We start from the raw sequence: 13428 nt of genomic DNA, 5'->3' as shown, positions 1-13428 counted from the left end.
TTTTATAAATAAAACTCTTTCAGTAAATCCGCCAGTAAGGCGGGCTGCTCTAAAGGCAACATGTGCCCGCAGTTATCAATAGTGTTAACATCAAAACATTTTGAGCTTTTCATTTTTGCTAATACTGCACTCGACAATAAAGGATCTTCACTTCCTACAGCAAAACACAGTGGAAATTTGACCTCTTCAAGCATTAACAATAGATCTGGCCGAACCAAACTACTCTTTAATTGCTGAATAAATACCGCTTCCCCTAGTGTCTTATCCATTGCAAAAATAATATCAACAAGCTCGCTTTTGTCCTTGTTAGTCTGTCCCAACATAGAAGCGGCTTTTTTCTTTGGTATACCATTGTAACCTTGCTTCTGAACCCAGTTGAGTGCAACTTTACGTTGCTGGCGTTCTGTTGCTAGCAGGCCGCTTGCTGTATTAGATAGAACCATTAGTCGCTTCACACGCTCTGGATATTTCAATGCAAAGGCACAAACCAAATACCCTCCCATGGAAAAGCCAAGTAAGTTAATAGGACTGTCTGGCAATATCTCTGCCAGAGCATCTACTATGGCATCGATTGTCGCTTCCATAGGTATTGGCACATGTTGCAAAAGTAGCGACTCACCTAGCGTGTTCTGTGTCAAACTCCAAAGACGCTCATCACACATAGTTCCAGGCAAACAATAAATTCTCGTAACCAAAACACGCTCTCTTTAAATGAAAATTAATATCGTGTATCACGCAATCTTAGAAAACTTGCAAACCTAGGAATACCTCGCTCAGTAAACCCATGATATTTATAAATAACATGATCACCTATATTTGGAGGAGTGTTGCGCTCATCGTCTGAAAAGCCACTGCCTATTTTAAAGCGAATACCAGATGGCATTTCCACTAAAACAGATCCCATCATGCCATCGTATTTACCTGAACCATTCAGAACCTCAATAACTTGCGCATCGGCCTCCATGTGAGGCTTCAACTTGAGCAAGTTATCGGTACGCCCCCTTTCAAAACGGGCAAGCTTCCTATGCAGCATCAAGCCTTCTGCGCCTTTATTTACATACGCAGCTAACATGCTGTGAAGCGCCTCGTTATTATGAACAGAGAATTGTTCTACAGGTCGAACGTGGGGGATATCTAGAATCGTTAACAAACGAGTATAACGCTTATACCTTTCTTCAAAGATCATGTTTCTTTCTCTGTCTGGTGCATCAAACACCATGTAGTAAATCTTACGCCATTCACTATCTATTGGAGTCTGTTTCCTCACAGTCGACATGATAAAAGAAAAATCATTATGCGTAGACCAAAGCTCTCCATCGAGCCAAACTCGTGGCAATTTGTCAGTGAACCATTTTGGAGCAAAAATTGGATTTCCTTGACGAGTCACTAACTTCTCACCCGTCCAGATAGCACGGATTCCATCGTATTTTTCACTAATAAGATACTCTTTTACATGAACATCTTCGGAAAACACATTGGCCAATTGCACATCAGGTTGCGCAAAAAGAAATAAGGGAAGCAAGCATAGCCATACGGCCAAACATTTTATTTGAAACATGATTCACTCCTTTGACTATAAAAGCGCTATTCCATAGCACTTAATTAAGCTAAACGATTTGATTTAAAGAATCAAATCGTTTGCGCTGCGTAACTAAACAGTTATGTATAAAAAAAGCCCATATTTGTTACCAAATATGGGCTTAGGTATCACTTTTTTAAATCACTCTATTTACTTAGTTGAACTATCAATTTATTCATGCGGCTGACAAAGGTCGCTGGGTCTTCTAATTGACCACCTTCTGATAAAGTTGCTTGTTCAAACAACAACCAAGCCATATCAGCAAAACGCTCTTCATCTGTTTCAGAATCCATTTTCGCAACAATTGGGTGATCTGGGTTCACTTCCAATGTTGGTTTAGACTCAGGAAGCTTCTGACCAGCTTGCTCAAGCAAACGACGCATCTGCAGACCCATATCGTATTCACCAACCACTAAGCACGCAGGAGAGTTTGTTAATCGATCAGTTGAATTAACACCAGCAACTTTCTCATTCAACACGGCTTTCATACGATCAAGAAGTGGCTTCATTTTCTCAGCCTTTTCTTCTTTCTCTTTCTTCTCTTCTTCGTTTTCTTGATCAGCTAAATCTAACTTGCCTTTAGTGACGTCTTGGAAAGATTTGCCCTCAAACTCTTGTAGAGAAGACATCATCCATTCGTCGATACGATCGCTCAACAACAATACTTCAAAACCTTTTTTGCGTAAGATTTCTAAATGCGGGCTGTTTTTCGCGGTATTGTGGCTCTCTGCGTAAATGTAGTAGATCTTATCTTGACCTTCTTGCATGCGCTCGATGTAATCAGCCAAAGACACCGTTTGTGCCGCTGCATCTGTATGTGTTGAGCTAAAGCGCAACAAGCCTGCAATTTTATCTTTGTTACCCATGTCATCAGCTGGGCCTTCTTTGATGACATTACCGAACTCATCCCAGAATTTTTGGTAATCTTCTGGCTCGTTTTTCGCCATTTTGCCTAGCATATCCAATACACGTTTCGTCAATGCTGAGCGCATAGAGTCAACCGCGTGATCGTTTTGCAAAATTTCACGAGATACGTTCAAAGACAAATCGTTAGAATCAACCACACCTTTTACGAAACGCATGTATGGCGGCAAGAAGGCTTCTGCTTCATCCATAATGAATACACGCTGAACGTATAGTTTCAGGCCGCGCTGCATATCACGATTCCAAAGATCGTAAGGTGCTTTAGAAGGAATATACAGTAAGCTTGAGTATTCCAACTTACCTTCAACTTTGTTGTGAGACCACTTCAAAGGCTCTTGGTAATCATGAGAAATGTGCTTGTAAAATTCTTGGTATTCTTCGTCCGTTACTTCATTACGTGGACGAGTCCAAAGTGCTTTTGCAGAGTTGACCGCTTCGTATTCTGGCGCTTTGTTTTCATCAACTGGTTTAGGATTGCCCTCTTCATCCATTTCAGGATAAACCGGTTTTTCCATTTCCACAGGAATAGAAATATGGTCAGAGTATTTAGTAACCAAATGACGAAGACGGAAGTTATCTGCGAATTCTTTTTCACCCGCTTTTAAGTGTAAAATAATGCGAGTACCACGGGAATCTTTCTCAATATTTTCAATAGTAAACTCGCCAGAACCATCGGATACCCAGCGAACAGCTTGATCTGCTGCCACACCTGCACGACGAGTTTCAACCGTTACTTTGTCAGCAACAATAAAAGCAGAATAAAAACCAACACCAAACTGTCCAATTAGTTGGCTGTCTTTTTTCTGATCGCCGCTTAATTGCTCCAAGAAAGCAGAAGTTCCAGATTTTGCAATCGTACCAAGGTTGGTAATAGCCTCTTCACGGGACATACCAACGCCATTATCATCGATAACAACTGTATTCGTATCTTTATCAAATTCAATACGAACACGTAGATTTGGGTCTTCAGCGAGAAGGTCTGCGTTAGCGACAGACTCAAAACGAAGCTTATCTACTGCATCGGATGCGTTAGAAATAAGCTCTCGTAGAAAGATCTCTTTGTTGGAGTACAAAGAGTGGATCATCAAATGAAGTAGTTGTTTAACTTCTGTTTGAAACCCTAACGTTTCTTTTTGAGTATCAGTTGCCATGTTGTAACTTGCTCCTATTTGAATGAACCTCCGGACAAAAACCAAAGGCGTATTGCGTTTCACTTGTGTCTCATAGATAAAGCCTCTTGAAGCAATTTCAAGAGGCAAACACGCAAAAAGAAGCAAAAAGTCACAATAAAGTTAAGGATATAAACAAGTTAGAGCTATTCTGGAGGGAGCTCCCCCCCATCTGATCACTTTACGATCAGGCTTTAGGTATTTTTCGAACTACGGTTAGGCCATCACCAATCGGGATCAATGACAACTCAACACCCTTATCAGCATGGATGGTTTTATTTAATTCACGCACAATTCTAGTGTCTTTATCCGTGAAGGCCTCATCGGCGACATTCCCCCACCACAGAGTGTTATCAATTAACAAACAACCACCTGGACGTAGTAGTTGTTTAGCTAATTGATAATACGAAAGTAAGTTTTGCTTATCGGCATCGATGAAGACGAAATCAAATGTCTCACTCTGCTCCTCAAGCAAAGACTCCATAACAGGCAAGGCTTTATCACAGTAGGTCGTAACACGATCCATCACACCAGCTTGATCTAAATAGCGCGTCGCAATATCCAGCCACATTTGCTTTTTTTCGATCGCGACTAATTTTGCTTCTTTTGGCATCGCCATGGCCATCGATAACGTGCTGTAACCAGTGAATACACCAATTTCAAGAAGCTTCTTTGGTGCTTGCAATTTAACAAGCAAAGCCAACAACTGCCCTACTTCTGGGGATAGTTGCATACGAGCCATATGATACTGAGCAGTTTCACGTCGCAAGGCTTTTAATAGATCGTCTTCACGAACTGAGACATCAACCAAATACTGATAAAGCCTGTCATCAACATTAACCGTACGATTAACAGGTTTATCACCTTCTGGTAAAGGTTTGGGGAAATTAGGAAGCATGAGATTTCATAACGAGTCCGCGACTCAAAGTTTTAAATGTTTTAGAACGGAATTCACGACGATAAAGCACAGCTACAACCATTAGGCTTGCAGCCATGCAGAAATATGGACCAAGGAACCAACCACAAAATGCCATCGCAAAATAGAAAGCACGTAATCCGTAGTTAAACTGATTTGCAGCTAAACTACAAATTTGCGCCATATGCATGGCATACAATTCACGCTCACTGTCTTCAATACCTCGCTCTGTGGCTAATGGCGCACTGCCAACTAATACAGAGCAGAAGTTATATTGCCTAACAGACCATGTAAAAGTGAAAAACGCATAAGAAAAAATGACCACCAGAACGATAATTTTCAACTCCCACTCTTGCTGGCTCATCGGAGCTAAAAGATAAAAATCCGATAAAATACCAATCGCTTTTTCTGAGTAATTAAAAGCGGTAAAAAGGCCAGCAATAATCAACAGGCTACTCGAAGCAAAAAACAAACTACTTCTTTCTAAGTTCGCCATCACAGAGGCATCCGCAATGCGGTTATCGCGCCTAAGTAGTCGTGACATCCAAGCTAATCTAAATTGATGTAATACGCTTACCAAACAAGAGCGACGTTTAGAATTATATTGAGCATAAAAAGCATACCCCCACCAACAAGCAAAAAAGACAAAAAATGTTGCTATATCAAGGGGGTTTAACAGTAATGAAACAGAATGCTTTTCCATATTTTAACTCTGCTGAAAGAACAATTTAGGGTGATAATATTAGACCACTTTTCACTTTACATGTCCCAGTTTCCACTTAGAAAATTCAGCAAATCATTCTAAAAAAATAAATATAAGAACTTCATCAAAAAACACTTGCATCGGTAGAAAATATCGGTAAGATCTCGCCCGTCAACACGACATGCGGATGTGGTGGAATTGGTAGACACGCTGGATTTAGGTTCCAGTGCTTCACGGCGTGAGAGTTCGAGTCTCTCCATCCGCACCATCTTATTTCTTTCTTAACCCCTCTCTTAAGTCAAATTACAAAATTACCACCCTTTTTCTTAATTTATAAAGCACTCATATCTTTATCGTCATATTTTTGACATAAAAAAACCGAACCCATTTACTGAATTCGGTTTTATATAGTCACCTAGCTTCAAACCAAGTTACTTTATTTCAATTTCCAAGATATTTGTTTGCCAGCAAAGAAAGGCACAATTGGCTCTCCGTTCGGCAAAGTTATGCTGTTAGGCACTTCCCAAGACTCACGAACCAAGGTCACTTTTTCTGTGTTACGAGGCAAACCATAGAAGTCAGCGCCGTAAAGACTTGCAAAGCCCTCTAGCTTGTCAAGCGCACCCAGCTCGTCAAATACTTGGGTGTATAACTCAAGCGCTGACCAGGCACTGTAACAGCCCGCACAACCGCAATCTGACTCTTTGCGGTGTTTTGCATGCGGAGCCGAATCCGTCCCCAAGAAAAACTTAGGCGACCCAGACTTCACCACTTCACGCAACGCTTGCTGATGAGTACTACGTTTTAGTACAGGCAAACAATAATTATGTGGGCGAACACCACCATCCAACATGTCATTTCGATTCAACAGCAAATGCTGGGGAGTGATTGTCGCCGCGACACCATCACGGGCCGCCAAGACAAAATCAACAGCATCTTTTGTAGTAATATGCTCAAATACCACTTTCAGATTCGGTACTCGATCAACAATGTTCACCATATGCTGGTCAATAAATTCTTTTTCTCGATCAAAAATATCAATGTGCTTCTGCGTCACTTCCCCATGAATCAACAACAACATGTCATTGTCTGCCAGGGCTTCGAAAACTGGATAGAGTGACTCTAGAGAATTTACACCCGAATCAGAGTTAGTTGTCGCCCCCGCTGGGTACATTTTAGCCGCCAACACACCCGCCTTTTTTGCATCTTGGATATCTTGAACACTGGTCTTATCCGTTAGATAAATAGTCATCACAGGCATAAAAGTACTACCTGCAGGACGAGCCGCTAAAATACGCTCTTTGTAACTTAATGCTAACTCAGCGGTCGTAACTGGCGGCACCAAATTTGGCATCACCACAGCACGCTCAAAACAACGTGCCGTAGCTGCAACCGTCTCAAGTAACATATCCTGATCACGAAAATGTAAGTGCCAATCATCTGGCTTGATAATAGTAATTTCGTTCATTATTTACCTACTGTATTTTTTCAGACGAAAAGCTGTATAACGAATTATCAATAAGCCCATTAGTATAAATTTGTATATAGGCTTTTAATCGCTGCTCTAATTTCTCTAGGTTGACTGGCTGCACCAAATCCGCAGGCTTAGTAAATGTTTTTGGTAGCTCACCAGTTTCAACTACTGCACCCTCTGTCATCGGCAACTTCACATATTTCCCTTGTGATAATAACCAAAAAGCATCGTCTTCCTTGATGATTGCATCTGCACGAGCATTCTGCTCCAACAACGAACGACCAAATGGCAAGATTTTCCCTTGCTCTGGTAGGTTCAAATAATCAACAACTGTAGCAGGGATATCAATTTGCTGAGCCATATCGGTGATAATACCATTGTCTATTTCTTGATTAGGCTGATACAAAATAATAGGAACCTGATGACGACCTAAAGATGAAGCAAAGCGGGGATCAAAATTATCTGATGTATGATCGGCGGTAAGCACAAACAAAGTATCTTTATACCAATCCTTAGTGGCCGCCTCCTCAAAAAAACGTCTCAATGCCATATCTGAGTATTGAACAACTCTATGCATTGGGATTTCACCTTCTTTTATTTTACCCACATACTGATCAGGTAAAGTATACGGAGGATGAGAACTAATAGTGAAAATCCCCGCCATAAATGGCTTAGACATTTTATCTATTTCATTTATCGTAAACTTAAGAAATGGCTCATCAAAAATCCCCCACTGACCATCAAACTGAGAAGAATCAGGATATTCATTAAGTCCGAAATAACGATCAAAGCCAAATCGATATGTTGTATCGTCAAAGTACATGCTGCCATTCTTCGCACCATGAAAAAAAGCAGTACTATATCCGTATGGTTTTACAATTTCTCCCAAGCCATGCACCACATTTGACTGATACGGCGATCGCATAAAGGCCTCAGACATTAATGATGGGACACCTACTAAAACGGATGGAATAGCTTCAATAGAGCGGCGACCATTAGCAATGCCATTTGGAAAAAAGCGCCCCTTCCTAGACAGTTCTTCTAAAAACGGTGCATATGATTTCAGACCATAAGGAGGGCCTAAATACTCCAAGCCAAAACTCTCCAAAATCAAAATAACAATATTACGTTCTTTAATCTCAGAACCAGTAGAGATCGATTTATTCTTATCAGCTATTGCCATTAACAAATCACTGTCAGAAGAAAAATAAGCCACCCTTTCTAAATGATCAGCATCCTCTTTTAAAAGCGAAAATGGCGTGTTTAACACAAGAGCCCCTAGCCCACTAGAAGGATAACTATATGCATTCAATGCTCTAATAGGCTTAGATTGGAATCCTCCTCGCCCAGCCAATACAAAAATTATGGTCAGCACTAAACAAAGTATCACAACCCAAAATTTGGGTATAAAAATCGGCTTAAGCCGCTTGCTTACTTTAAAAAATATTGCGGCGTAAAGAAAATAAATCAAAATACTACCGACAACATACCACCAATAGACAAGAATCAACTCAGGTAACTGAGATACAACATCATTGGCCATAGAAAGCACTTCAAGACCGCTACGACGACCTGTGTATGGGAAATAAGCAGTATCTATGAAATTAATAACAATTGCCGATACGCTTACAAAAAGCAAATAGACAAAGACCAACACCATATTCGCCTTAAATAAGGCGCGAAACCAGATTGAAACAAACAAGAAAAGTAAGAGTGCAGAGTTTAATAATGCAATAGCTGCCAAATCAAATCGCAAACCATGCAATAGAGCCAGCAATATATTATCTGAGGTTTCAGCCACAAAATAATCTGAGTGGACACCCAAAAAGTACAATCGGGTTAAAACAAACCCTATAAATATCAAAAATAACCCAACACCCAAAAAGATAAGAGGTGTTATATTTATTCTTTTGCTTCTATTATCTTGATCCATGCTGCCCCTTTTCAATAAGAGTAAAGATTAACGTTCATTTATAGCAAAAAAAAACCGCGATTAGGCGGTTTTTTTTATTTACATAATTCTACTTAAGCGTTTTTACGTGGTGCTCTTGGACGACGTTCGCCACTGCGATTTGCATCGCGGTCACGACCACCACCGGCACCAGCGCTTGGACGACGACGCTCTCCACCATTAGATGGGCGACGATCACCACTAGCCGGACGCTTACGAGTAGAAGGTGCTGCAGCACGCTTATTCAACTCATCCGCATTCTCTAGCTTAGCAATGTCAGTACGCTGACCACAAATACGTGTTTTACCCAATTTACCTAATGCATCTGCACTTAGGTTAGAAGGCAAATCGACTGTAGCGAAATCTTCATAAATTTCGATATGGCCTATATAGCGGCTTTCAATATCAGCTTCATTAGCAATTGCACCAACGATGTTGCCAGGTTTAACGCCGTCGCTGTAGCCAACTTGAACAACATAACGCGTCATAGACGTATCAGGATCATCCTTTAAAGGCATAGCTTCTGCCGTAACCGGACGAACCTTACGTTCGCGAGGCGCACGATCTCCACGGTCACCGCGATCTCCGCGCTCACCACGAGGGCTATCGCGATCTTCACGACGCTCTCGACGTTCTTGACGAACTTCCATTTCAGACAATAATAGTGGTGTTTTGCCTTGAGCCATATGAGCCAAAGCAGCCGCCATTTTCAATGGATCAACTTCATTTTCTTTCTGGTAGCTTTGAACAAGCTCTAGGAAGAAATCTAAGTCTTCGTTATCCATTGCGTCCGTAATGCTCTGCTTGAAGCGATTAACACGGTGCGCATTAATATCTGAAGCAGTTGGCAATGTCATACTTTCGATTGGCTGACGAGTTGCTCGCTCAATAGCTTGCAACATACGACGCTCACGATGAGCAACGAACAAAATTGCTGTACCTGAACGACCAGCACGACCAGTACGACCGATACGGTGAACATAAGACTCAGTATCGTATGGGATATCATAGTTAACAACGTGACTTACACGTTCTACGTCCAAACCACGTGCCACAACGTCTGTTGCAACAAGAATGTCAATTTGACCTTTCTTAATACGATCAACTGTGCGTTCACGTAAATTCTGGCTGATATCACCATTCAAGGCTTCACAAGCGTGACCACGAGCCGTTAGCTTTTCAGCCAACTCAACAGTTGCAGCCTTAGTACGAACGAAGATGATCATGCCATCATGTTCGTTCATTTCAAGAATACGTGTCAAAGCGTCTAACTTATGTAGACCACTTACAGGCCAGTATTTTTGCGTAATCGTCATTGCCGTAGAAGTTTTAGTAACAATCTTAACTTCTTTTGGATTGTTCAAGTGACGATTAGCAACCTGACGAATCACGGCAGGCATAGTCGCAGAGAACAAAGCGATTTGACGAGTTGGTGGTGTTTGCTCAAGAATCCATTCGACATCGTCGATGAATCCCATACGTAACATCTCATCCGCTTCATCAAGAACTAGGGCTTTAATACCATCTAGTTTCAATGTTTTACGACGAATGTGATCCATAACACGACCAGGTGTACCAACAACTACTTGAACTCCGCGTTTTAGTTGGCGAAGTTGAGTGTCGTATGACATGCCACCGTAAATTGGCAGAACATGAAAATCTGGAAGATTACGAGCATAACTTTGAAATGCTTCAGAAACCTGAATAGCAAGTTCACGGGTTGGAGCCAGTACAAGTAATTGTGTCGTTTTATCTGTAACATCAATGCGAGACAGTAACGGTAGCGCGAACGCTGCTGTCTTACCAGTACCCGTCTGCGCTTGCCCCAAAAGGTCTCGACCTTCTAATAGATATGGAATACTTTGCGCTTGGATAGCAGATGGTTGCTCGTAACCTAGGTCAGCAACCGCTTTAAGAACAGGGGCGATTAGACCCAACGAATCAAATGTAGGCTGAGTATCAGCGTCAGACATGTAAATTAGTACCTTTTTTTGGTGAGGATAAGGCCTGTAATCATTTACATGCCTTAATGAAATTCTCTAGAAATTCTCGGAGGAAAAACTGATGGCGAAGTATATACAATAAAACAAAAATAAGCTAGGCCATATTAAAAATAAGATTGGCGCCCTTGTAGCGCCAATCATTTATTAATGTTTGTTATCGCCATCGACCTTAGAGTCAATCATCACCGCCAACCAATGCATTTTAGGATTTGCTTCAAACGCCAACTTCATAATGATAGTTAAAGGAATTGATAACAACATACCAACAGGACCAAACACCCAGCCCCATAACAACAAGGATAGAAACACAACTAAGGTAGAAAGCCCTAGTCCACGCCCCATGTAGCGAGGTTCGATAACATTCCCAACGATCAAGTTCACCACTAGAAACACACCCGCAACCAAACCCGCTGACAAACTACCAAGCTGAACAAAGGCTAGCAAAACAGCGGGAACCGCCGCAATAATAGAGCCAATGTTAGGCACAAAATTCAATAGAAAGGCGCATACCCCCCATAGTATTGGGAAATCTACCCCCAATACCCACATGAAAAAAGTAATCAAAACCCCCGTTAACATGCTTAATAAGGTTTTGATTACCAAGTAGCGATTTACTGATTTGATAAAGGAATCAAATTTATCCATTGACTTAGAGGCGTCGCTAAAAGCTAAAGACAGTTTCTTAGGTAGTTCAACGGCTTCAAATAAAATGAAAATAACAATCATCACAACCAAAACAAGATTGGTTAGCGCGCTCCCAAGACCTCTTAATGCATTCGCGACCATCTGCATTAAAGCTGAAGGGTCAATGTACCCCTTCACTTGATCATAGGATACATGTAACCCTAGTCGATTAATCATCTGTATCAGACTGGACATTTCTTCGCCAAAGCGTTTTTTATAAGTCGGCAACTCATTAGAAAAATTATCTAAAGAAGCGCCAACCAACACGGCTATTGAGCTAATCCCTACCAGGATTACTAACACGACCAATAGAATTGAGAGCCAAGTCGGAACATTCCGGCGCCGTAAGCTTGCCATTGCTGGCGCGCAAATAATGGCGATAAAAACTGACAGCATAAAAGGCACCACTATTTGAGAGGCTTCTTTTAACGCTGCAATGATGATTACAAAGGCAGCAAAACCCACTAACCAATGGATGCCCTTATGCTGTTCACTCATACTAATTCCTTATAAAGGTATTGGATAAATACTTTGCGCATAATCCGCCAAGTCCTGGAGCATCACTTGTTTCGCAGGAGATAAGTCTGGCGTTTGAGCGATGAGATTCAATCGTTCAAAATACTGCTCCATATTGATAGAGCCCCCACCGTCTTTTTCAAGCAAACGAACTTGCCTATATTCTTCCCATTCAAATTGCTGCTGCTCACTCAATTGATCAGGATAATTTCGACCAATATAACGCATTAACATTTCAGGTAGTCGGCGATCATCAAACGACATGGCTAACTCGGACAATTGATTCGCTGGTGTTGAACGAATTTTTTCCATCCGCACCCTATCTTCCCGAGAGAAGAAACCACCAGAGTAAAGCATGACATCTGGATCCTTGTGTATTGGCCGATCTTCTTGCATAAAAACATCACTAAGCTTAGCCGCTAAACCAGCATGCCCTTTAATGATGGCAAGATTATGACGACAAACCGAACCATCTAATGCCAAACGCTTAACAACATCTGCATCTTTCAAAAAAGTGGCCGGAGCAACTGCAGGGGATTTATTGTAGTGAATCACTTTTAAAGGCAGCCGCTCTAGATCCCCCAACTCTTCTTGACGAGTAAAAACTCGATGACGAATCTCTTCCACACTCAAATCAATTAAAGGCTGAGCATCTGCCATAAGGTCAAAAACAATCACACCATTTTTGTTCGTTGGATGTGGTGCAATAGGCACAACAAAAGCCGCGTAGTTTTTTGCCTGTCCAAACATCCCAGAAATATGCAAAAAAGGCTTTAGTCGCACCACATCAATAAATTGCTGCAATTCGTGTTTTTGGCGCATTTTGAAATAGTAAGCAAACAGTTTAGGCTGCTTACTACGAATTAACTTAGCTATCTCAATCGTCCCATAAACATCAGATAAGGCATCATGCGCTTGCTCATGAGCAATGCCATTGGCTTTCGTGAGTGCCTCCAGCTTCATAGAAATTTGGCCGTCTTCGTTCTTCGGCCACACAATACCCTCTGGACGCATAGCGTAAGTCATACGCACTAAATCAATCATGTCCCAACGAGAGCAATTGTTCTGCCATTCTCTCGCATAAGGATCAATAAAGTTTCGATAGAAACCATAGCGAACAACCTCATCATCAAAGCGGATGGTGTTGTAACCTAAAGCACAGGTGCCAGGCTGCGAAAGCTCAGCCTCTACTGCTTGCATAAATTCAGCTTCACACAAGCCTTCACGGTTAGCGTCTTGTGGGCTAATTCCTGTCAGTAAACACGCTTCTGGTTGTGGTAGCACGTCTTCCGCTAGGCGGCAATAAAACATGATAGGCTCGCCAATGGGATTAAAATCAAGGTCCGTTCTAATCCCAGCAAACTGCATAGGACGATCGCGCGCTGGGTCCGTTCCAGTTGTCTCAAAATCAAACCAAAAAAATGAGGTGGGGCCCGATGAAGTCACAAATAATTCCTGTAAGCCGTTAAATAAAAAGGTATTATACGCACCTTGGAGTGCATTTGGCGA

At 41.6% G+C, this 13428-nt stretch carries 10 protein-coding genes and 1 tRNA gene; 1 reads left to right on the top strand and 10 read right to left on the bottom strand.

The window, feature by feature from the left end; translation table 11 throughout:
- Positions 1-2: 2 nt before the first annotated feature.
- The 5 genes from B6N13_RS13440 to B6N13_RS13420 form a co-directional block, all read right to left on the bottom strand.
- Positions 3-695, bottom strand: coding sequence for an alpha/beta hydrolase (locus tag B6N13_RS13440; protein ID WP_248280331.1), 693 nt, complete (start codon positions 693-695; stop codon positions 3-5).
- A 23-nt stretch (positions 696-718) separates the two neighbouring features.
- Positions 719-1558 (bottom strand): DNA ligase, encoded by an 840-nt coding sequence (locus B6N13_RS13435; protein WP_012070070.1) that lies wholly within the window; start codon positions 1556-1558, stop codon positions 719-721.
- A gap of 167 nt (positions 1559-1725) precedes the next feature.
- Entirely contained in the window at positions 1726-3654 is a 1929-nt protein-coding gene (gene htpG / locus B6N13_RS13430) for a molecular chaperone HtpG (RefSeq protein ID WP_012070071.1), read from the bottom strand.
- Positions 3655-3859: 205 nt separating this feature from the next.
- Entirely contained in the window at positions 3860-4570 is a 711-nt protein-coding gene (locus B6N13_RS13425) for a class I SAM-dependent methyltransferase (RefSeq protein WP_169459613.1), read from the bottom strand.
- Positions 4560-5291, bottom strand: coding sequence for a DUF599 domain-containing protein (locus B6N13_RS13420; protein ID WP_012070076.1), 732 nt, complete (start codon positions 5289-5291; stop codon positions 4560-4562). The genes B6N13_RS13425 and B6N13_RS13420 overlap by 11 nt, the downstream gene beginning before the upstream one ends.
- 183 nt (positions 5292-5474) lie before the next feature.
- Between B6N13_RS13420 and B6N13_RS13415 the strand changes: the two genes are divergently transcribed.
- Positions 5475-5559 (top strand) — tRNA-Leu (locus B6N13_RS13415).
- Between the two features lie 168 nt (positions 5560-5727).
- Here the strand turns inward: B6N13_RS13415 and pyrC are convergent.
- The 5 genes from pyrC to sbcB form a co-directional block, all read right to left on the bottom strand.
- Positions 5728-6759, bottom strand: a complete 1032-nt coding sequence (gene pyrC, locus B6N13_RS13410; protein WP_169459612.1) for a dihydroorotase — start codon at positions 6757-6759, stop codon at positions 5728-5730.
- A gap of 7 nt (positions 6760-6766) precedes the next feature.
- On the bottom strand, positions 6767-8698 hold the full coding sequence (locus B6N13_RS13405) for an LTA synthase family protein (protein WP_169459611.1): 1932 nt from the start codon (positions 8696-8698) through the stop codon (positions 6767-6769).
- Between the two features lie 92 nt (positions 8699-8790).
- Positions 8791-10689 (bottom strand): DEAD/DEAH box helicase, encoded by a 1899-nt coding sequence (locus B6N13_RS13400; RefSeq protein ID WP_012070079.1) that lies wholly within the window; start codon positions 10687-10689, stop codon positions 8791-8793.
- Positions 10690-10863: 174 nt separating this feature from the next.
- Complete coding sequence (locus B6N13_RS13395) at positions 10864-11901, bottom strand: AI-2E family transporter (RefSeq protein ID WP_169459610.1); 1038 nt, start codon at positions 11899-11901, stop codon at positions 10864-10866.
- A gap of 9 nt (positions 11902-11910) precedes the next feature.
- Positions 11911-13365 carry an exodeoxyribonuclease I gene (gene sbcB, locus B6N13_RS13390; protein WP_169459609.1) on the bottom strand — a complete coding sequence of 485 codons (1455 nt, stop codon included), beginning with the start codon at positions 13363-13365 and terminating at the stop codon, positions 11911-11913.
- Positions 13366-13428 lie beyond the last annotated feature (63 nt).

The organism is Marinomonas sp. UCMA 3892, from assembly GCF_012726345.1.
In the GTDB taxonomy this organism is placed as follows: domain Bacteria; phylum Pseudomonadota; class Gammaproteobacteria; order Pseudomonadales; family Marinomonadaceae; genus Marinomonas.
This window is presented reverse-complemented; position numbering and strand designations above follow the sequence as displayed.